The following is a 21,318-nucleotide window of genomic DNA, read 5'->3' on the forward strand; positions in this document are numbered from 1 at the left end:
GCTCTTAATGTTGTAACTGATTGCTGAATCGAGCATGCTGAGCTACTGGCATCGCTGCTCTTAATTCTTCTACTTGAGTTAGGTCGATATCGACCAATAAATTATCGGCTTGATCAGAAAGGCTACTCATAACCTCTCCCCAAGGTGAAATAACCATCGAGTGGCCCCAAGTTTCACGTCCACACGGGTGTGTTCCGACTTGATTTACTGCGACTAGCCAAGATTGGGTTTCAATAGCACGTGCTCGTAGCAATATTTCCCAGTGTGCTTTCCCTGTTACTGCAGTAAAAGCCGCAGGAACAAAAATAAGGTTAGCTCCAGATCTAGCCAGTTCGCTGTATAAAGTTGGAAAACGAACATCATAGCAGATAGTCAACCCTAGGTGGGCAAACGGTGCTTGATAGGAGACAATTCGTTCTCCCGGCGTGAAGGTTTCTGACTCGCGGTAACGCTTGTGTCCATCGGCGACATCTACATCAAACATGTGTAGTTTGTCATAATCAGCAACTCGTATTCCGTTTGGATCAAACAGTAATGAGGTTGTTGTAACCCCCACATCACGCTTGATTGGCATGCTTCCAATCAACAGCCAAACGTTATTGTCACGCGCTAACTGAGCAAGGAAGTGCTGGATAGTTCCTTCCCCTAATGGCTCCGCATGTTGGTGGTAGTCACTACGGCTACCAAACACCAGAGCGTTTTCCGGAGTGACTATCAATTTAGCCCCTGCACGCGCCAACTCACCCACCTGTTGTTGAATATAGGCCATATTCTGCTGTGGGTTAGGCCCTGATGTCATTTGAATGAGTCCGACTCGTTCCATGAGCAATAATCCTTACTTGATCGCTTCTCTTAGCGTTTCAGGGAGTTTAAATTCCCCTTTACTACGTGACAATTCTTTAACTATAGGGGCGTCTAACGGGCCTTTCACCTCATAGTTAACCTGAGTAAATACTTCGACCACAGGAGAGATAACTGTCGTAATCGCCAAGACATAAAGTGCTGTTTGCGGTGTAACCGCGAAGGCAGTTAACACCGGAATACCGGAGGTAATGTCAGGAGTGAAATTCACCTCAGCATCCACGGTTCTAGTATTGAGGTTAGCGAGGCCTTTAATCGTCATCTCACCCGCTACCGCATCCATCTTGATATCGTTTGTTAAGAACACACCGTTACGGATAGAACCACTGCCCGTGATGGAGTTAAATGCCATACCTTTGTCAAAAACATCACTAAAGTCGAGCTGCATTTTACGAATGATCGAATCAAGACTGAACAAGCCCAATAAACGCGCGGCACCACTGACATCGGAAATCGTGCCTTTACCCAGTTTGGTGTTAACTTCACCTTTGAGGGTATCAATTTTACCTGACCAAGGAGAACCATCCCACTCGACCTTAGCATTGAGCTCAAACGGTGCCTTTTGGATGCCTGAAGAGATACCAAATCGCTCCATAACATCACTGTTGTTTTCACCAGACATCGACACATCGAAACGAGTATGGCTTAGGGTATCGTTCAACTGCCACCATCCTTTCATGTCGACCTTATTGCTGCCGCTTTCGAAAGTCAGCTTCTTCCACTCCAACTTCTCGCCCTGTCGCTGCAAATCGAGGTGAGTCTTACCGACTTTATACCCTTGGAGCCAAAAATCATCGATGGCGAGAGTGATATTCGGTACTTGCTGGTGGAAGGTTCGATCAAAATGGCTGATCAACGGCGCTTGCTGAGCGTCACTGTCAAACATGGTTTTATCTTTGTACTCGGCAGAATCCAATTTAGGAACGTAAACATGCAGACGCTGGAGTGAAACCGATAAGTCATACGGCTCAAGATAAGATGCTTCACCTTTTGCCTCCTGACTATCTAAACTCATGTACCAACCAAGCCCTTTTCTCTTCGCCGAGAAATCGACATCGTTCCACTCAATACCCGCTAAAGTCAGCTCCTTGGCATCAATATCAATTCTAGCGGGTAGGGGAATTTTGGGCGTATTCATCTGTGCCAACACGGCTTCTGAAGGCCCTTGCTCACTCGCCAGTCGATCAATCCATTGGTCGAGATCTAGCTTGTTAAGCCTGATCTGAGCCTGATGTCCAGCAACCGGACTAATTTTGAAGCTACCTTTGCCTAAAACAAGATTCGTATCGGTCAACACAGGCGTGTCTGGTCGAATATCAATTTCGGCTTGATATTTAAAGTTTGGCAATTGTACACGAGCCGTAATGCTTTCTTGGTTACCCGACGCTTGTAGTCGTCCTTTGCCTGCCATTCCGCTTGCTTTCGCTAAAGGCGCGGGAAAATGACTGGTAATCGATTTTAGATCGGCTTCAGTATCTATCTGATAAGTGAAACCAATGTCATTAAGCTGAATGTCGATATCCATCTGCCAAGGCGCATGACCTTCCAGAGGATCAAGCCAGCGGTTGCCAAGATAAGGAGTCAGAGGTTCTACATCCCAGTCACCAACCACATTAATCGCTACACCATACCCTTGAGCAATGTTCTCCCCACGAAAATCAATTGAAACGGGCTGAGTGAGTATATCGGCGGATAAACCAGCAGCACTGACAACATCGTTGTCAAATTCTACCCTTCCCGAAACTGCTTCTAATGCCATCGGTGGTGATTCAATGGTGACGTAATTTTCGGCAAGATCGGCGTATCCCCAAGCTCTTGCTTCCTTATCGGCACTAAACGGGATATTAAGCTGGAAACTGGATTCAACTTTGCCATCAACCTGTATCGCTGTTAACGCTGCGCCAACTGAATCCACTAGCGGAGATGCCGTCATATAATCTCTGACCGCATTCCCTTGTGCGATAGCCTGTGCTTCGATCTCTATATGCCCACCTTCGGCTAATTCTGGAATACGACCAGTAATGCGTTTGGCCGTCACATCCATCAGGGTTGCACTTCGTGAATCTAGGTACATTGCGTCGTTTTGAAACAACAGATCAAGCTGAAGATCGATAATTGGTGGCCACGCCGTATCAAAACTGAATTTTGCTTGTTTGAGTCCTACCCAAGCCTGAAACATACCGTCATTATTTTTATACGGGAAGTCAGCAAGCTCCCCATACCATAGCAACTTCGCCGCATTGACTTTACCACCTTGGATGGCGGTGCTGAGATAGTCTGTAAGTTCATATCCCAATGCTAATGTAGGCAAATAACGCCAGGTTTCACCCGCATTGAAAAGATTGGCCTCAGCATAGAAGGAAAGAAACGGGCTTTTGTTATCTGGAAAATCAAGACGAAACGCGCCAAGAACTTGTAAATCAGGCGTCGCCGCAGTGACTTTATCTGCCCATAGACGCCACCCCGTGTCGTCTTTTTGCCATACAATATCAACCTGTCCTTGCTTGATATTTAACGGGGCTTGAAACACTTCACCATAAGGTAAAACATCGTCGATTAAGTTAACGCTCGCCTTAGCTTGAGTTGGGGTACCAGAAATCGATGCCGACAGATGGTGAATACCCGGCAGCAACTCCCATTGTGACATGGTGCCTTGAGATAGCTGTGCCGAATACTTCAGCGAATCTATTGATTCACCCATAGACACTCGCACATCTTCAATTAAACCACCCAAAGATAACTTCTGAAGTAACTCTGTGGTGGTTTTAGAGTCCGGCGCGAGTTTAACTAATGGGGTAATAGCCGAAATATCCAGTTGAGATACGTTCAATCGCCACTGATCAGGTTGCCAGTCAAAGGCTGCATCAAGCACAGGCCACTGCTTGTCATCTGTACTCAGATTGAGTGAGTGAACGTTAACTTGCCAACCATCTGACTTAGGCTCTAACTCAAGAACTCCAGATTCAATCCACAGCTCATGCCGTTGCCCTTCCCTCCAACTTAATTCAGAAGATTCCAGTTCAACATAGGCATTGAGTGGTTGGCTTCGTTCCAACGTTAACCAGCTACTAAAACTCAGTTGGCCTTTGTCAATACCCGTTTCAGTCTTAAGATACTTTGTTAACCAAGGCGTCACTAAGACGTTTTGAGCGGATACATAGAACTCACCACTCACATCAATCAGCGAGCCAAAATCAACAAAATCGGCTCTAACTTGCGCAGAATTGAGTTCACTATTAGCCAAACTGATTTCGCCATCCGCTAAGTGCTGACGGCCATTGTTTTGCCATTTCAGTTTAGCGATCGCTAGCGTGCGAGGCGTTCCATCAATACCGAGAAAATCAATTTTCGATTGAGTTAGAGAGAAACTGTCGAGCTGGCGTAGAAGGAGTTTGTCTAGCTGCTCCAATACCCCTTTCTGCTCGCCTTGAGGCTTCAATTCCGGCGATTGCTCAGTATTCGCCCACTCAACCGATGTGATATCAAGATTAAGTTGATAGATTTTGAGCTCAGCAACGACTGGCTCTCTCTGAATCAGTGACTGGAATAGATCAAGTTCAACTTCAACGGTATCTGCTGAAAAATGAATACCACTGCTCTCAGGCGTATTGGCCTTGACCCCTTTCAGAGATATCGAAGGGTGCGAATTTCGCCAAAAACCATGTAAATCAGACACTTTGAAATCAAGTCCTGAGCCCTGATTGATCCAAACCTGAATTTGCGGTTGGAAATGGTTGAGTTGAGGTAAGGTTATACGCAGCACCGTAACGGTAATCGCTAAAAACACTAATACCGTTACAGTGAACCAAAGCAATATTCTAAGCAGGCGAGGGGTAGTTGAGCTCACAAACAACCTTTACATCATTACGACATCGAATTGTTCTTGAATGTACAAAGGTTCTGCCTGAATTATTACTTCTTTACCAATAAAGACTTCAAGCTCTGCCAATGCGTGAGACTCATCACCATGTAAGGTATCTGCAACGGCTGGGGATGCGTAGACAACAAACTTATCCGCATCGTAAGCACGATTGACGCGAGTAATTTCACGTAGGATCTCATAACATACAGACTCAACAGTTTTAACGCTGCCACGACCTTCACACGTAGGGCACGAAGAACACAAGATGTGCTCAATGCTTTCGCGAGTACGCTTACGGGTCATTTCAACCAATCCAAGCTGAGTAAAACCATTGATATTGGTTTTGACACGATCTTTGCTTAGCGCGGCTTCCAAAGATGTAAGAACACGGTTGCGATGCTCATCTGACGCCATATCGATGAAATCGATAATAATAATCCCGCCAAGATTACGTAATCTAAGTTGACGCGCAATCGCCTGAGTCGCTTCGATATTGGTGTTGAAAATCGTCTCTTCGAGATTACGTCGCCCAACGAACGCACCCGTGTTGATATCCACCGTTGTCATGGCTTCAGTTTGATCAATGATCAGATAACCACCTGATTTCAAATCCACTTTACGCTCAAGAGAGCGTTGAATTTCATTCTCGGTGTCATACATATCAAAGATGGGTTTGTCGCCTTCGTACAGCTCTAGCTTTTCGGTTAATTCAGGGACATATTCCGAAGTGAACTCTTTGAGATTCTCGAATTCTGTACGAGAGTCGACCAAGATTTTGTTAAGCTCAGTGCCAACAAAATCACGTAAGATACGTTGAGAAAGACCAAGTTCGCCATAGAGCGTCGAACGTGTTTTGTACTTACTGCGACGTTCCATGACTTTTGACCATAGACGCTTCAGGAAAGCTGCATCTTGGGAGAGCTCTTTTTCATCCGCACCTTCAGCCGCCGTACGAATGATAAAACCGCCGTTTTCATCACAGTAGTGACCGACCACTTTTTTCAGTCGATTGCGTTCTTCTTCACTCTCAATTCGCTGCGATACTCCAACATGGCTCGCCCCAGGCATAAAGACTAGGTAACGCGACGGCAGAGTAATGTCGGTTGTTAGGCGTGCACCTTTTGTCCCGAGAGGATCTTTTACCACTTGAACGACAATGTCCTGACCTTGGCGTACCAATTCAGAAATATCACGAACCTGAAACTGCTGCTTCTCATTTTCAGCAACGCACTCAGTATGTGGAACGATATCCGAAGCATGAAGAAAGGCCGCTTTCTCTAAGCCGATATCAACAAATGCAGCCTGCATGCCCGGTAGGACTCGGCTCACTTTGCCTTTATAGATGTTTCCGACAATTCCGCGTTTTGCTTCACGTTCAACATGGATTTCTTGTAGGGTTCCCCCTTCAATCATGGCCACTCGAGTTTCACTCGGGGTCACGTTGATAAGCAACTCTGCACTCATGAGCGCACCTCAAAATAAATTATAAAAATTTTTGCAAGAGCTGGTCGGTTTCATAAAGAGGCAGGCCCATAACCGCGTAGTAACTTCCTTCTATACGCGTTACAAATCGCCCACCAATTCCTTGAATACCATAACTACCAGCTTTATCGCACGGTTCACCCGTTTGCCAATATTGTTCTATTTCTTGTTCTGACAGGGTTTTAAACCATACGTCTGTAGAGACCACTACAGTTTCTTGAATCTCTTGTGTTGCGACAGTCACCGCTGTCATCACCTGATGCGCTCGTCCAGAAAGCATCAATAACATTTGTTTAGCATGCGCCAAGTCATGCGGCTTTTCCAATACCATATCGTCACAAACAACGATGGTATCAGAGCCAATCACCACTGATTCGGGTTCAAGCTTAACCGCAGCCATAGCCTTATCTTTAGACAGCCGCGCGACGTATTGCTGCGCACTTTCTCCTGTCTTGAGACACTCTTCTACGTCGGTAACAACAACAGAAAATGAGTAGCCTAATTGTGCAAGCAGCTCTTTGCGTCTCGGCGAGCCTGAGGCCAAAATCAGTGATGTATTCATTTATTATCGTATATGCCAATGGCGTCTAACGCGACGCATTAAGAGGAACATCCATGGCCAGAGTATGCAGTTAATCAAACCACTCCAAAGAGAAACGGGATTAAACGTTACATCCTGAATCAAATACTCACCACAGAAGATCAGTACATCTAAGACCATCGACATAATGCCAATTAAAATGGCTTGCTGCCAAAGAGCCATGTTGCGAATCACAAGGAAGTTCAACGCCACCAGATAGACCACGATAGACATCATCATACCGCGAATTCCTAGCGTTGAGCCGAGCAACAAGTCCCATAGAAGACCCAAAATCAGAGCACTGCCGACATTCACTCTATGAGGCAGAGCCAAAACCCAATAGCAAGCTACTAACAGCAACCAAGATGGGCGTAGTAGGTCAAGCATACCAGGCCAAGGAATGGTCTGGAGCGTCAATGCGATTAAGAAAGAGCAAGCAATGACAAGCTTACCTTTTAGTACACTATTCGCCATTGGTCTTACTCCTCCAAATTCTCAGGCAGTACTTGTTGGATCTTCTCCTGACGAGAATCATTCGGCCATATCAATAGCAAGTAACGTAAGCGTTCAAAGTCGACCACAGGCTCCGCTTCAATCACAGCAAATTCACGAGCAGTATCTCGCTCAACCTCGGCAACATGTGCCACAGGGAAGCCTTCTGGATAAATGCCACCTAAACCCGATGTCACTAATAGATCACCCTGTTCAATATCTAAACTGATTGGGATGTGATCAAGATTGATACGATCTGACTTACCATTACCCGAGGCGATAACTCGAATATCATTGCGAATCACTTGCACAGGAATGGCGCTGAGGCTATCAGTCAACAGCAACACTCGGCTGTTGTGAGCCGACACGAAGGTGACTTGACCCACGATGCCTTTTTCATTGGCGACTGGTTGTCCGACATAAACACCGTCAATCTGACCTTTATCTATCACCACTTGATGACGATATGGCGAGGTATCAACCGCCATCACTTCGGTCACCACTTTACGTTCATCTCGAATAAATGATGAACCCAGTAGCTTTCGTAATCGCTGGTTTTCTTCACGATACTGATCAAGCAGCAGTAGATCGTTTTTAAGGCGTAACACCTCGCGCTTAAGCGTACGAGTGCTTTCCATATAATCTTGACGGATGTTAAAACGCTCATAAGCACCATCAAACATTACGCGAGGAACATCCGCTAAATATTGGATTGGGGCTACTACACTATTGAGCAGATAACGTACGTGGGCAAATGCGCCTAAACGACTATCAGCCAGCATTAGGCTGGCTGATAGAATGACGGCAAAAAACAGACGTAGCTGAAGTGAAGGTCCCCGGCCAAAAATAGGCTTCATAGAATATGAGATCCTTATCTTGCCAATCTTGGCGTAACGCCAAGATCAATCAATTATTCTTCGCTAAACAGATCGCCGCCGTGCATATCGATCATTTCAAGAGCTTTACCACCACCACGCGCAACACACGTTAGTGGATCTTCTGCGATAACAACAGGGATACCTGTTTCTTCAGTCAGAAGACGATCAAGATCTTTAAGTAACGCACCACCGCCCGTTAGTACCATACCGTTTTCTGAGATATCAGAAGCAAGCTCTGGTGGACATTGCTCAAGTGCAACCATTACTGCAGAAACAATACCTGTTAGTGGCTCTTGAAGTGCTTCAAGAATCTCATTGGAGTTTAGGCTAAAGCTACGCGGCACACCCTCTGCTAGGTTACGACCACGAACTTCGATCTCTTCAACCTCATCACCTGGATAAGCAGAACCGATTTCATGTTTGATCTTCTCTGCGGTTGCTTCACCAATCAAGCTACCGTAGTTACGACGCACATAGTTGATGATCGCTTCATCGAAACGATCACCACCAATACGCACTGACGAAGAGTAAACCACGCCATTTAGTGAGATAACCGCAACTTCCGTCGTACCACCACCGATATCGACCACCATTGAACCCGTTGGCTCAGAAACGCGTAGACCTGCACCAATCGCTGCTGCCATAGGTTCGTCAATTAGATAAACCTCTCGAGCACCTGCACCTAGCGCAGATTCACGGATTGCACGACGCTCTACTTGAGTTGAACCACAAGGGACACAAACAAGTACACGTGGGCTTGGTTTTAGTACGCTATTGTCATGCACTTGTTTAATAAAGTGCTGAAGCATTTTTTCTGTCACGTAGAAATCAGCGATAACGCCATCTTTCATTGGACGGATTGCAGAGATGTTACCTGGAGTACGGCCTAGCATCTGCTTTGCGGCGTGTCCGACAGCAGCGACACTTTTGCCCGCACGGTTGCGGTCTTGACGAATTGCAACGACAGAAGGCTCGTCTAGGACGATGCCCTGTCCTTTAACGTAGATAAGAGTGTTGGCAGTACCTAAATCGATAGATAGGTCATTTGAAAATATGCCACGAAGTTTTTTGAACATATTCTTCGCTCGTCCTGAAAGAATTATAAGATAGAAAATTGCACTAAATGTACCAATGCCTTGCCGCTACAGCAAGGCATTGAAGTGTAAACATGGGCTGAAACACGCAATTTCTAACAGATTCCTAACGATGGGCAAAAAAAACACAGAAATTACTGCCCAGTTAAGCCCGGTTCACCTCTGAAGATCACCCGATCATTTCCTCGATAAATTCCGAACGTCACTACCGAAGAAGGATCCTCCTCGCCATTTATTTCTGCCCGATTGGCATCTTGCCAACGAAAACGCAACCAAGGTAGCTGATTGCTGGCATTGTCCAGCTCTAACCATACCTGCGTCTGCTGGCGAACATCTGAGGCATGAGTGGCAGTTATGGTTCGAGATTGACCAACGGCTATTTGACCACCATCACCTAAGGTAACCTCAAAAGCGGTTTGATTAGGCTCAACCCAGATATTGCGATTCTCGCCTGCATCGTTACTGCCATCCACCTCTGTGGAACTATCGTCGGTGTTGGTAATAAAGCGACTGCCATCCCAGAACTTCACGCGCAGTGGAATTGGCAGTTCAGAGCTAACCGTTCCACCAACACTATCCAGCTCTATTCGTCCAAAACGAATATCCGGTTGCAGTGTCAGCACGCGAGGATCATCTTCACCTTCTGCTGGTGTTGGATAATCGACAGGATCTCTATTTGATACTCCGGTGTCAGTTATCGAGATATTTGATGCAGTGCCAGTTGCACCATTAAATGGACCATCTTGGTAGCCATCTGCCGCTGGCGCCTTTTCCCAGCACAGTTCACTTTCGCAATCAGTCGAAGGCGCAGCATCGTCCAATGTGAAAGTACCAATACTACGTTGTGATGTGAGTGCCCACTGTTTGCTCGGTGTGGGCGAGTTAAATCGCTCGGTAAAATCTGGTTCGAACAGAACAAAGCCCGCCGTTAAATCAGAATCAAAGCTAGCATAGTTTTGCACTGCCTGTTCCTGAGCGTTTAACGCTTCGACATCAAAGGACACACCGTTAAACGGCTGATTCATATAGGCGAAAGATTGGTTGCCTGGGTAATCCCAACTAGGGGTATTGACGACATTGAAGAACTTAGGATAAAAACGACCGATTTCCAGCTGATCAGCATCGAGATCCATCGTTAGGTAAGTTGCCCCTGTCGTAAACTGGACAGTACCAACCTCATTCCAATTGTGAGTCAGTTGTCTCGTTAGGTTACTACTATCGAAAGCGGGAATTGTGCTGGGTGTGACTGTACCGCTGACTGCCGATGCCGTCGGGTAAATGACACGATAAGTTACATTAAGTGGACCATTATCCAAGCCATAATTGCCTGTCTGAGGGTAGTCGCATTGCTCAGACGCACTGCCTCTAGCGTCACCATGCACAATGGGAACATAGCTCACAGTAAAATCATCACCAGACGCCATAAAACCGGGACTGCCTGTTGTGGTTGCTGGGTTGAGGTTTGAGCTATTATTCACCTCAGCCACATTACACATTGCGATTTTCCATGGTCGCGAGTAGACATCAAACTGGCCTTGTAATGCACCGCCTTCTACGGGGCAACGGCCATCATCACAGACAAAGCTGTTATCGGTCATCGTCACTCGAATATGACCAGACTCTTTAAAGGTAAAATCAGCGTTACGATTCGAGTCTGTTAGTTGGGCACTAAAAGTGAAATCATTCGTATCAACCAAGGCGGAAGAGGGTCTTTGGTAGGAAAAACTCGCCGTAGGACTTCCGGTATAACCTAATGTGATCAACTGGCCACTATTACTACACGCTTTTACATCGACACTCGCCTGATTGTTCTGACCCGCAATCACATACTGATCTGCGACCTCAAATTTATACGGCACATACTTGATCTGATCCGTATCTTCAAACGTCTGCCCCTCTGTCGTGAGGCTCGCTTTCAGATCATACTCTCCGACAGTGGAGGTTGGTAAGGTGGTTACTCGATATTGAGCAATACCATTTGCTTCAGCAATAAAATTAATGCTCAGGTTATTGCCATTTTCCTGAATTAAAGACGGTTGATAACCTGAAAGATAATTGCCATCGCTATCTAAAACATGGACCTCAACAATCTGGTCATCCCCAATCTCGCAGGTTAGATGATAGTTGTAGGGTTTAATTTCGATACGACTAATCTCTACCGGAGTCGAGCATTCATTGCCCCTCGCATCGATTCGGCTGCTTCCATCCATTTCGATATATCTAGATGTAATCGAACCAATAATAGACGCACTGCCACTAAAACGAGCTGAATGACGGCTGAAGATAACAGCATAAATAGGCTGGGTTCCTTCACCTATATCAATATTAGCCAATACTCCAGATGTTGAATTTTCCGCCCATATAATTAAGTTGGAGCTATCATTATCTTTTGTGACAAATTTACCGTTATCGATCATGGTTAGCTTGTTCACTTTAAGCCATGTTTTATTCGGGAACTGAACCACGGCATCATTTAGTATGACCAGTTCACCAATTTGATACTCGCTGTTGGGGAATATGTGTACTCCACCGCTGACTGTTACCTTGCTATAGTTATTTCCCGTAAAGGACTCTGGTGTGCTATTCCAACCTAAAGTCACACTCTGTGTAGTGGTAAACACAGATTCTACGGCAGGGCTATCAACAAATAATGCAGAGTCGGCCTCACAAGCTTTTCCATCACAAGCTTGTTGCTCATCCCACTCTTTTACGACTTGATCAAAGCCCACTTTGCCCAGAAAAGACTTGGTGCCATATATGTTTCCGTCGCCAGTAAACGTTAATGCTGAAGATGCAGCACCTTGCCAACTTTGTACGGCATAAGGTGCGATTGCACACTGTTCTGGAAACACCGATGGCGGATTAGCTGTATTGCTACAGTTCAAATCACTAACACCATTAGAAGGAGCGGGTCTGTGAGCTCCGTTCTCGAGTGCTTGCGTTTTCTTGTCAATCAGTAGCCAACCATTGCCATCATTACGATAGTATTCAAGATCACTCATTTTTATCGAACTGTTATACTCACTCACAATCGTAATTTGGTAAGTATTGCCAGTAACAAGCTGTTGCTCGTTAAAGATATAGCTGCCTGAACTTTTTTCTTCCTTTGTGTACCATAAGGTATAACCATGGCTACCTTGGTTAAGAACAAAGCTTTGATAGTTATCAGAAGCCAATACAGTAAATGAAACAGTGAAGTCTTCCTTGCCCTTATATTGACATGCAGCAAAGGTTACGGCCGAAAACAGCAATAGTGTCAAGCTGATAAACAGCGACTTAATTATTCGCATCATCACTCCCTAATCCATACTTGCTGACTACGCTGCATTTGATTTACCCCTGTTCCACAATTTGCCACTGAGGTCACCACATACATTTGAGTTCCGTCCGCAAGTTGTCCACCTCTTGCCTGACAACTTACCTCAACACTCTGGCAACTGACCGTGGTTTGAAATAGATTTATCGCTGTCCCATCTATCGCTGCACATTGATTGGCCACTGAATCTGCGCCTGCAATATCATAAATCTCTTTTAGCGCCCACTCGTTGCCAGAGTGCGCTAACAGAGCTGCCTGCGTCCCTATCGCATCCTTCGAGTGACTATCACTGTTTGACCAGCTAATACGGCTAAGGCTTGTTGCCAGAAACCCCATCACAACAAGCACAAAAATAATCACTATATATAAACTGCCTTGCTGTTTTTTACGGAACATTTAGCACCTGTATCTGCTGCTGAAAGTTACTCGCTTCGTCTCCCTGCGCATTGTTAAACGTGATATCAACATCAACAATGCCATTGGTCTGAACGGTTGCAGGAATGTAATCGAGCGTTCCATCTACGCCGATGTCTGATAAGGGTAAATCATTATTACCATTCACCGCTCTGCGCAGTTGACCACCAGCCAAACAGTAATCGACACGACCATTAGGATTATAGATGTAATGACGATTCGACACTGAATTGCCAACTAAAGAAGACGCGGCATCTGGAATTAAAAAGGTATCGTTGCTGCTAGTGACATTGTTCAGTGGGAACACATTGTTCGTCGGATTTGCTTCGGTAGGATTAATGACTAGAGTCAGTTGGCCTAGATCGTCCGCAGTGACGCCTTGCTGACCGATAACAAACTGAATATCGTCCCCTGAAACCGCATAATAACCCGAGTCCAGAATCGGAAAAAAAGAGAGACAACTAGTGGACTGTGCGATTACGCTGTTGCTACTAAGCATATTAGGCACCGCATGGCGAATCTCGCGCGACATTTTCTCCAATATAAATTTCGCCTGAGTTTGCAATCGCTGACGTTCGACCGTATCCGAATAGCCTCTCGCACCCAGCTCAACAAAGCCAGCAATACCCAGCACCAGAATCGCGCCAACAATTAGGGTGATCACCATTTCAATTAACGTGAAACCTTTGGCTTTCATCAATAGTTACCTCGATAAGCATCCAGGGTCACGGGTGTCTGGTCGGCGGCAGAAATCACTAGATTAATTCTCTTTAAGCTCGTTCCATCTGCATAAGTCACCTCAATATCCAAACGGAAATTACGGTAGCTGGAATCTCCTAGTAACAAATCTAAATCACGACATCCGTTGGCAGGTTGTTGCTGCCAACAGCCAATAAAGTCATCGACATCGTTATATAACTGTGGACGAATGGCGTCAGCATCAACTCCCTCATCTTCCTCTGCACCAAAGTCGTCCTCTGCGGTACAACTGACAACCGGCTGGCCAACAATGACTTCATCACAGCGAGCAAAGCCACCGCTCAAATCGCTGTTTTCATCGAAACCACGCGCCAAAATTGAGGACATAACACTTTGTCCCAACGCCGCCGATCTAGTTTGGTAGTAAGGGTCTGCTGAACGCGTTATTTGTGGCACGAGAAAACTGGTGATAGTCACCATAGCCAGCCCCATCACCACAATCACAATGATGCTCTCGATTAAGGTAAAGCCAAGCTTACGCTTCATTAGCACCCCCGTGGCGAAACGTAACCAATGGCATTTATTTCCACCCCTGCACAAGTGCCATCTGTAGAACGCATTTCAATCAGGACAGGAGCAACAACATCACTCAGGCTCCCCAACAGATCAAAATTGACTAGATCACCAACATTAGAGCTAAAAGTAACATCTTCAATCACCACCCAATCACTGCGACTTTGATTTTGATCTGCACAGGCAGCTTGGGAGCCAATACAGTCGTTCAATAAGCGTAAGGAAAAGTTGCTATTGCCAACCACAGCATCAATATCGATATTCGATTGCATGCGGTTAACCTGAACCTGGCGAATAACCGAGATTACCTGCTCTTGAGCAATAAAGGGAGAAAAGCCGGAAGTACCAGCATAACGACTGGCAGCATACGCAGAAACAATCGCAATAAGTAGGATGACAATAATCAACTCAACTAATGTAAAACCAGAGAACTTCGACTTAATCATGCCTAGTACCGTGAAGGGAGACTTTTAAAGTATATCAGTTGGTGCAAAAGATCTGCGTGATGAGGACTGAAAGATGATGGTATAACGTAAGAAAAAGGCCAGCGTTGCTGGCCTATTTACTAATTTGTGACGTTAGCCTTCGGCAGGTGCTAGTACATCACACGCAGTCGCCGCTTCCTCACCTTCTTCAGGCACAACCAATGTCACTGTTGCCGCCACATCCGCTGCTGTTGCCTCAGTGTAGCGAACACAAGCGCCGTTATAGTTAGCAATACCATAAACAATTGTTGCATCGGTACCATTGGTACCTGTTGTGCTAAGAACAACGAACTCCCCTGATTGCTCTATTGTTGCACCAATACCGTTAGTATTATCCGCAATAGGGTACCCAAACGAATGCTGTACGCCACCTACAACATTTTCCGAAGTTGTATCTACCCAACGAACTCTCTCAATACCTTCGATAGCTGCGCGCCCATATGAGATCCCCATAGAGCCCGCAACTGCTCCTCGAAATCCTTCTAAGGTTGCCTGTCGAGCATCATCTTGTAAGTTCAAAAAACGTGGTGCCGCAGTGACGGCAAGAATACCCAAAATAACAATGACTACCACAAGTTCAATAAGGGTGAAACCGCCTTGTCTTTTCATCGTTCTATCTCTCTATTTTTATAGCGCATTACTGCAGAGTTACGGTCACACGACCCGTTTCAATTTCATAAACAAACTGATTTTCGCTATTACCCTCTTGCTGAATATAGGTGCAAGTTGAAGCCCCGTCATCAGCCTGAGCTGAATACTTAATATTTGAATCGGCCTCAGCTTGAGCAGTTGTGCCCACTCTTGGCGGATTCTGAAGTAGGTTAGACATGAGTTCGATACAAATATCATTGGTCAGCCCGGCAGGAAAACTATTGTCACCGTTGTTGATGGCATACGGATAGCCATCTCTAAAATCCCCACCAGCTTGATCAGAACTTGTAAGCCAAAAATCAACACCGTCATAGTTCACTGTATTACGTGTTGTACCATCAATGGTCACCGAGGGTCTCGCCTCTGCTTCCCACTGGGCTCTAGCCGATAACACGCCCGTCGCATATCCACCAGCAACACCTTCAACACTGGCTTTTTTTGCTTCATCAGTCACATCTAAAAAGCGCGGTAACGCCGCCACGGCAAGTAAACCTACCACGACAATGACCACGACCAACTCAACCAATGAAAAACCAGACTGTTTGTTAGCCATAAATTAATAACCTACTATTTAGTACACCGTATTATACGGAATTTTCTTACTTCTGCTAGAAGCCAAACTTCAATTATGAGACTCAGCTAAGAATCCAACTTTAGCAGAAAACTTGTTACCGATCAGATTGATAGTGAACACTCTGCCTTGCTGATAAAAATAGCTACAACTGTAGCTGGTGCCTATTGAATCATCGACTATCTTCCATGGCTCTTTACCTAGGATTTCTTTCTCTGGGTATAGAACCTCTAACCAAAAAGTACAGCTATTCTGTCGGTCACTATCAAGCGGTTCAATCCACCCACTATTAGTGTAGTTCAACACCCTACCATCAACCTCTAACGGCGTATTTCTCTTTGCCAATAACCACTGCTGCTTAAAGTAACTCGCTCGTTCAATCACTCTTTGAGTCGCCAGCAAGAAAGCAGAATCGTTGGCCTTAACTTCTACATTCTGCCACGCGAGTAGCAAGCTGAGAGTCAGAACCATCACCACCAGCAACCAAGTGATTAATCTTGAGCGCTGAAGGAACAGTGCCGCATTAACCCTTGATAGCATCAAGCATGCCCCACATCGGCAGGAAGATACCCAGCGCAAGCACTAACACCATACTGGCGACAATCACCAACAATATCGGCTCGATGCGTGCTGTTAGTGTTTTTAGGTCATAGTCCACTTCTCTGTCATAGAAGTCAGCTACTTCTAGTAGCAGTTCGTCTATTCGCCCCGTCTCCTCGCCGACAGAAATCATCTGAATAACCAATGGTGTAAAGATGCCGCTATTAATTGCTGTCGATGATATAGGGCTGCCCGCTTCAATGGAGGATTTCATCTCAAGAAGTCGGTTTTCTAGAAATCGATTTCCTAACGCTTCCGCAGATAAAGCCAATGATTGATTGAGCGGTACCCCCGCCTTAAGCATCAAGGCAAAGGTTCTTGAAAATCGTGACAGTTGAGCTCGATTGATCAACTCTCCGACCACAGGCATTCTCAAGCGAAACTTATCCCACTGCTCACGACTATTGGCAGTCCCGATCCAAGCTTTCAGGGCAAATAAGGCACCTATCATGATAGCGACCAGAACCAACCAATAGTTAACAAAGAATTCTGACGTTGAAATGAGGATTCGTGTTGGCAGTGGCAGATCCACACCGAAGCGAGCGAACATACTGGTAAACTGAGGGATCACTTTAACGTTGAGAATAAACATCGCGACCACAATAAAACTGATCACAAACGTCGGGTAACGCATCGCTGTTTTAATACGCTTACGTGTTTCAACTTCCTGCTCATAGTAGTTCGCCAGTTGCAACAAGGCCTGATCAAGACGACCTGTGTTCTCCCCGACATGGACCATAGAGACAAACAGTGAGCTAAACACTTTAGGATACATCTGCATTGAATTCGACAAGCTGCGACCGTTGGTTAGCTCTTGAGTGACCGCTTCAAGCGCTTGCTGAAGTTGCTTGTTGGCGCTATTTTGACTCAACCCTTTCATCGAGCGCAGCAAGGGAACTCCGGCTTTAGTTAAGCTGTATAGCTGACGACAGAAAATGACCAGCACTTCCAAAGGGATCGTTGGAGTGAGTAACGCTTTGACATCAATATTGAACGCAGCCTGACCACCGCCAGCCTGAATACGGGTCGGAATGATTCCCTTACTCAACAACTGTTCGGCAACCGCATCCTGAGTCGGTGCTTCTATCGTTCCAGACGTCGCTGAGCCATCTGAGTGCCTGCCTTGATATCGAAAATGTGGCATAGTGATTCCTAGATGTAGATCGCCTGTGCAGAACCTGAAGAGTCACCTTCTCCCAAGGTCTTCACTTCACTCAAACTGACAATGCCTTGCAAAGCTAACTCCATGGCAGAAGCAAGCAACGGTTTGTAGTTGGGTGCGTTACGCGCCACGCGTGAAAAGCCTACGGCATCATTTGCGCGAAGCATATCCATCATATCTTGCTCAAGCTCAAGCATTTCAAATACACCAATACGCCCTCTGTAACCCGTTAGGTTACAGTTTTGGCAACCACGGCCTTTAACAAAATGACTTTCAACCTGATTAGGGAAGCGTTGAGCGATCCATTGCTTGTCTGCCGCATCAAGCTCATCTTCCGTTTTACAATCAGGGCATACTTTTCGCACCAATCGCTGAGCGACGACCGCACGAACAGCACTCGCCACAAGATAGCCTGGCGCCCCCATGTCCATCATTCGTAGCGCACTATCGACAGCATCATTGGTATGCAATGTACTTAGCACTAAATGCCCAGTAAGTGCTGCACGAAGGCCAATTTCGACCGTTTCCTGATCACGCATCTCACCGACCAAGATGATATCAGGGTCTTGACGTAGAAATGTTCTCAACACAGTAGAGAAATCGAGGTCTATCTTAGGATTAACCTGAACCTGATTGACTCGCGGTAATCTGTATTCAACGGGATCTTCAGCAGTAATGATTTTTTTGCCTGGCTCATTGAGTTCATTGAGTGCACCATACAGAGTCGTTGTTTTTCCCGAACCAGTTGGGCCAGTCACTAATATCATGCCGTGAGGTCGACGCAATTGACGCCTTAACCTGACGAGTAGATCATCGGGCAAACCTGACTCTTCTAGTTTTCTCACGCCTGAAGACTGGTTGAGCAGACGCATAACCACCGACTCACCGTATTGCACTGGCATAGTAGACATACGAATGTCCACCGATTGCCCTTTGGCTCGGATATTAAAGCGTCCATCCTGCGGCAAACGCTTTTCAGAAATATCTAAGTTAGCCATTAGTTTTAGACGCAGCACTAACGCCGAGGCAATGTTGACCTCATTGAGCAATGTTTCATGCAAGACCCCATCGATACGCTGGCGTAGACGCAGAACATTCGAATCTGGTTCAATGTGGATGTCCGATGCTCCCACTTGGATGGCATCTTCAAACAGTGAATTGATCAACTTAACCACTGTCACTTCGTCACTGTCTTCACCTTCAATATTAAAATCGAAGGCTTCGGTTACCTGATGCTCCGCCTGTAACTGCTCTGCAAACGAAGCAATTTCTTTAGTTCGGCGATAGTAGCGGTCAAACCCGTCCACCAGTTGTTTTTCTGGTGCGATAACAAACTCGATCGCGTATTGCGATAATTGACCGAGTAGCGCCTCCTGAGCAAACAGGTCGGCAGGATCGCTCATTGCGACTCGCAAGGTATCCATTTGACGACCAATGACCAATGCCCGTAAACGGCGAGCGTGCACTTCAGGCAGAAGTTGGACCGCATCGATATCGACATTGGCTCGACTGAGATCGATCAAGGGAATATCAAGTTGCTGAGACAAAAATGTCAGCATCTGATGCTCACTTAAGAATCCTAACTCGATTAATGTCGCACCTAACTTTCGACCCGTTGATTGCTGTGCATTTAGCGCCTGCTCAACTTGTTGTTCAGTGATAATGCCCTCTTCGACTAGCAAATCACCCAAGCGCTTTCTTAATTTAATTTTCACTGCTGGATTCCTCTAAACTGCTAATCAGAGTTAGTCGGTCTCGGATAAATTGCTGCGACTGGCTAGAGAGTCCAAGCTTAGTCAACGCTTGATGGTAGGCGCTTTTTGCCGATGCTAAATCAAAAGCTCGCTCTTGTTGAATAGCCAGTCCTAACCACCAGCGAGCACTATCAGGCTCGATGGCAACTAACTGCTGGTAACTTTGCAGAGCCATCTCATCTTGCTTTTCTTTTTGCGCTAAAGCAGCACGTAAAGCTAAGTACTCCACTGAGACAGATTTTGGTAGGGCACTGAGTACCGTTAAAGCCACGCCGTTCTGCTGCTCTTTCATCAGCATTCTTGCCAAAGCTAAGCGTAAATCAACATCCTCTGGGTTGAGGGCGATACCTTTTTGCAAAATTTCAGCGGCTTTTCTTACTTCTCCTTTACCATAGTAAAGCGCAGATAAGCGTTTTCTGACTGAGGCATCGGCCGGTGTATAACGCAATGCCTCACTATAATGATTGAGTGCTTCTGATAGATTGTTGCCATCCAGTGCTTTTTTTGCGCGCTGTTGTGCTTTATCCGACAACTGCTGTGGCGTTAAATCGACTTGCTCAATGACCACTTCGCCTAGTTGAGCCTGTGTCACTTGAGAAGCTTGGTTGCTTGTCGCTTTATTTTGAGCCAGCAAAACAGTCGGAGCTTGCTGTAAATGTGGCGTTTTTTTACTCACCTTTTGCGTTTCTATAGCGGATTGGGACGGCTTATCTTGGCGATCCGTCCGATACAGGGCAGAGTGATTGGGCGTCACTTTCTGAGTGGGTGAAGCAACCTCAATTTGCTCGCTCGCAAATTCGATGGTCTCAAGTCGATCGCTCATCGGTGCTTGCTGAGATATTGCCCAGCCACCAACCGCTAAACTCAGCGCAAAACTTCCTACCACCCAAGGTAAAACAGGACGTTGTTTCACTGGGGCGATATCAGCTTTGGCAAGTGTCACTTTCGATGGCGACTCTTTAGCTAACTTGGCAAGCGCGTTATTAATTGCACTCATGATTTAACTCCACCCCCACAATAGCGGGCTCTTAAATTTAGGTTTACAACTGTCATAAGTGTCATGAATGGCAGCAAATAGTTGTCGATTAGTGACAATTGCTAGCTGTTGACTGCAAGTCAACAGCAGTGCTTTATGGCAGATTTGATTAATCAATCTTGGATAACCTTTGCTTGCTCGCCAGATAGCCTTCTTATGATTGAGAGAAAATAGAGAAGTTTGACCACCGACTTTGCTTAGTCGGTTGTCAATGTAAGCCACGGTCTCGTCAAGAGTCAGTCCGCGTAACTGAGCACTAAAAGTAATCCGCTGGCGAAACTGACGTAAATGATGCTGTGACAGACGTTCATCCAATTCAGGCTGACCAAATATTACCGTTTGCAACAGCTTACACCGTTCAGTTTCTAGGTTGCCGAACAACCTCAGCACTTCCAAAGCATCATCACTAAGAGCTTGTGCTTCATCAATCAATACAACAACCTGCTTGCCTTGCGCCGTCAGCTCAATCAGACGCCCCTGAATATCATCAACAATCGATGCTGACTCACTATTATCGATACCCAGTTCACTGGCGACCGCCTTTCGCAACTGCTCTCCATCCAAAGCGGGATTAGGTACAAATACCAATTGGATATGGGGTTCAAACAGCTTTGCCATGACTCGACATATCATGGTTTTACCTGTGCCCACTTCCCCTGTCACTTTGATTAGCCCTTCCCCCATGGCCAGTGCCGCCATGACTGTCTGAATCGCCTCATAATGAGGCTCTAACCCCAAAAACAAGTCTGTGTCTGGAGTGAGGTGAAACGGCAAGTGCTCAAAACCAAAGTGTTCGAGGTACATATAT

The 21,318-nt window shown here is 46.0% G+C and carries 19 protein-coding genes; all 19 read right to left on the bottom strand.

The features are described 5' to 3' along the window. Positions 1-4 precede the first annotated feature (4 nt). A complete protein-coding gene (locus tag QTN95_RS11275) occupies positions 5-823 on the bottom strand; it encodes a carbon-nitrogen hydrolase family protein (RefSeq protein ID WP_138973818.1) in 819 nt (272 codons plus the stop codon). Positions 824-835: 12 nt separating this feature from the next. Continuing rightward, entirely contained in the window at positions 836-4,708 is a 3,873-nt protein-coding gene (locus tag QTN95_RS11280) for a YhdP family protein (protein ID WP_331417542.1), read from the bottom strand. A 9-nt stretch (positions 4,709-4,717) separates the two neighbouring features. Beyond that, the gene (gene rng, locus QTN95_RS11285; RefSeq protein ID WP_331417543.1) at positions 4,718-6,187 is read right to left on the bottom strand and encodes a ribonuclease G; all 1,470 of its coding nucleotides are present in this window, start codon (positions 6,185-6,187) and stop codon (positions 4,718-4,720) included. A gap of 19 nt (positions 6,188-6,206) precedes the next feature. After that, positions 6,207-6,767, bottom strand: coding sequence for a Maf family protein (locus QTN95_RS11290; RefSeq protein ID WP_331417544.1), 561 nt, complete (start codon positions 6,765-6,767; stop codon positions 6,207-6,209). A gap of 3 nt (positions 6,768-6,770) precedes the next feature. Further along, positions 6,771-7,259, bottom strand: coding sequence for a rod shape-determining protein MreD (gene mreD / locus QTN95_RS11295; RefSeq protein WP_269377959.1), 489 nt, complete (start codon positions 7,257-7,259; stop codon positions 6,771-6,773). A 5-nt stretch (positions 7,260-7,264) separates the two neighbouring features. After that, positions 7,265-8,134 (bottom strand): rod shape-determining protein MreC, encoded by an 870-nt coding sequence (gene mreC / locus QTN95_RS11300; protein ID WP_331417545.1) that lies wholly within the window; start codon positions 8,132-8,134, stop codon positions 7,265-7,267. 53 nt (positions 8,135-8,187) lie between these two features. Then, the gene (locus QTN95_RS11305; protein WP_004747218.1) at positions 8,188-9,231 is read right to left on the bottom strand and encodes a rod shape-determining protein; all 1,044 of its coding nucleotides are present in this window, start codon (positions 9,229-9,231) and stop codon (positions 8,188-8,190) included. 152 nt (positions 9,232-9,383) lie between these two features. Continuing rightward, positions 9,384-12,542 (bottom strand): DUF6701 domain-containing protein, encoded by a 3,159-nt coding sequence (locus QTN95_RS11310; RefSeq protein ID WP_331417546.1) that lies wholly within the window; start codon positions 12,540-12,542, stop codon positions 9,384-9,386. Continuing rightward, positions 12,542-12,961: an MSHA biogenesis protein MshP gene (locus tag QTN95_RS11315; protein ID WP_331417547.1), complete on the bottom strand. Its 420-nt coding sequence runs from the start codon at positions 12,959-12,961 to the stop codon at positions 12,542-12,544. The genes QTN95_RS11310 and QTN95_RS11315 overlap by 1 nt, the downstream gene beginning before the upstream one ends. After that, positions 12,951-13,676 carry a PulJ/GspJ family protein gene (locus QTN95_RS11320; RefSeq protein ID WP_331417548.1) on the bottom strand — a complete coding sequence of 242 codons (726 nt, stop codon included), beginning with the start codon at positions 13,674-13,676 and terminating at the stop codon, positions 12,951-12,953. Before QTN95_RS11320 ends, QTN95_RS11315 begins: the two co-directional genes overlap by 11 nt. Continuing rightward, positions 13,676-14,224 carry a type IV pilus modification PilV family protein gene (locus tag QTN95_RS11325; RefSeq protein WP_331417549.1) on the bottom strand — a complete coding sequence of 183 codons (549 nt, stop codon included), beginning with the start codon at positions 14,222-14,224 and terminating at the stop codon, positions 13,676-13,678. The genes QTN95_RS11320 and QTN95_RS11325 overlap by 1 nt, the downstream gene beginning before the upstream one ends. After that, complete coding sequence (locus QTN95_RS11330) at positions 14,224-14,697, bottom strand: prepilin-type N-terminal cleavage/methylation domain-containing protein (RefSeq protein WP_331417550.1); 474 nt, start codon at positions 14,695-14,697, stop codon at positions 14,224-14,226. Before QTN95_RS11330 ends, QTN95_RS11325 begins: the two co-directional genes overlap by 1 nt. A gap of 132 nt (positions 14,698-14,829) precedes the next feature. Further along, positions 14,830-15,345, bottom strand: coding sequence for a type II secretion system protein (locus QTN95_RS11335; protein WP_331417551.1), 516 nt, complete (start codon positions 15,343-15,345; stop codon positions 14,830-14,832). A 28-nt stretch (positions 15,346-15,373) separates the two neighbouring features. After that, complete coding sequence (locus QTN95_RS11340) at positions 15,374-15,940, bottom strand: prepilin-type N-terminal cleavage/methylation domain-containing protein (protein ID WP_331417552.1); 567 nt, start codon at positions 15,938-15,940, stop codon at positions 15,374-15,376. A 69-nt stretch (positions 15,941-16,009) separates the two neighbouring features. Then, entirely contained in the window at positions 16,010-16,498 is a 489-nt protein-coding gene (locus QTN95_RS11345; RefSeq protein WP_331417553.1) for an MSHA biogenesis protein MshF, read from the bottom strand. After that, a complete protein-coding gene (locus QTN95_RS11350) occupies positions 16,482-17,702 on the bottom strand; it encodes a type II secretion system F family protein (RefSeq protein WP_331417554.1) in 1,221 nt (406 codons plus the stop codon). The genes QTN95_RS11345 and QTN95_RS11350 overlap by 17 nt, the downstream gene beginning before the upstream one ends. Positions 17,703-17,710: 8 nt before the next feature. Beyond that, positions 17,711-19,435: a GspE/PulE family protein gene (locus QTN95_RS11355; protein ID WP_138973833.1), complete on the bottom strand. Its 1,725-nt coding sequence runs from the start codon at positions 19,433-19,435 to the stop codon at positions 17,711-17,713. Next, positions 19,425-20,471, bottom strand: coding sequence for a tetratricopeptide repeat protein (locus QTN95_RS11360; RefSeq protein WP_331417555.1), 1,047 nt, complete (start codon positions 20,469-20,471; stop codon positions 19,425-19,427). The genes QTN95_RS11355 and QTN95_RS11360 overlap by 11 nt, the downstream gene beginning before the upstream one ends. 3 nt (positions 20,472-20,474) lie before the next feature. Then, positions 20,475-21,314 (bottom strand): ExeA family protein, encoded by an 840-nt coding sequence (locus QTN95_RS11365; protein ID WP_331417556.1) that lies wholly within the window; start codon positions 21,312-21,314, stop codon positions 20,475-20,477. Between the last annotated feature and the right edge of the window lie 4 nt (positions 21,315-21,318).

The organism is Vibrio sp. M260112, from assembly GCF_036533775.1.
Lineage (GTDB): Bacteria > Pseudomonadota > Gammaproteobacteria > Enterobacterales > Vibrionaceae > Vibrio.

Coding starts and splice junctions, on each gene's coding strand:
- QTN95_RS11275 (WP_138973818.1), bottom strand. CDS start 823: ATGGAACGAGTCGGACTCATTCAAATGACATCAGGGCCTAACCCACAG.
- rng (WP_331417543.1), bottom strand. CDS start 6,187: ATGAGTGCAGAGTTGCTTATCAACGTGACCCCGAGTGAAACTCGAGTG.
- QTN95_RS11290 (WP_331417544.1), bottom strand. CDS start 6,767: ATGAATACATCACTGATTTTGGCCTCAGGCTCGCCGAGACGCAAAGAG.
- mreD (WP_269377959.1), bottom strand. CDS start 7,259: ATGGCGAATAGTGTACTAAAAGGTAAGCTTGTCATTGCTTGCTCTTTC.
- mreC (WP_331417545.1), bottom strand. CDS start 8,134: ATGAAGCCTATTTTTGGCCGGGGACCTTCACTTCAGCTACGTCTGTTT.
- QTN95_RS11305 (WP_004747218.1), bottom strand. CDS start 9,231: ATGTTCAAAAAACTTCGTGGCATATTTTCAAATGACCTATCTATCGAT.
- QTN95_RS11310 (WP_331417546.1), bottom strand. CDS start 12,542: ATGATGCGAATAATTAAGTCGCTGTTTATCAGCTTGACACTATTGCTG.
- QTN95_RS11315 (WP_331417547.1), bottom strand. CDS start 12,961: ATGTTCCGTAAAAAACAGCAAGGCAGTTTATATATAGTGATTATTTTT.
- QTN95_RS11320 (WP_331417548.1), bottom strand. CDS start 13,676: ATGAAAGCCAAAGGTTTCACGTTAATTGAAATGGTGATCACCCTAATT.
- QTN95_RS11325 (WP_331417549.1), bottom strand. CDS start 14,224: ATGAAGCGTAAGCTTGGCTTTACCTTAATCGAGAGCATCATTGTGATT.
- QTN95_RS11330 (WP_331417550.1), bottom strand. CDS start 14,697: ATGATTAAGTCGAAGTTCTCTGGTTTTACATTAGTTGAGTTGATTATT.
- QTN95_RS11335 (WP_331417551.1), bottom strand. CDS start 15,345: ATGAAAAGACAAGGCGGTTTCACCCTTATTGAACTTGTGGTAGTCATT.
- QTN95_RS11340 (WP_331417552.1), bottom strand. CDS start 15,940: ATGGCTAACAAACAGTCTGGTTTTTCATTGGTTGAGTTGGTCGTGGTC.
- QTN95_RS11345 (WP_331417553.1), bottom strand. CDS start 16,498: ATGCTATCAAGGGTTAATGCGGCACTGTTCCTTCAGCGCTCAAGATTA.
- QTN95_RS11350 (WP_331417554.1), bottom strand. CDS start 17,702: ATGCCACATTTTCGATATCAAGGCAGGCACTCAGATGGCTCAGCGACG.
- QTN95_RS11360 (WP_331417555.1), bottom strand. CDS start 20,471: ATGAGTGCAATTAATAACGCGCTTGCCAAGTTAGCTAAAGAGTCGCCA.
- QTN95_RS11365 (WP_331417556.1), bottom strand. CDS start 21,314: ATGTACCTCGAACACTTTGGTTTTGAGCACTTGCCGTTTCACCTCACT.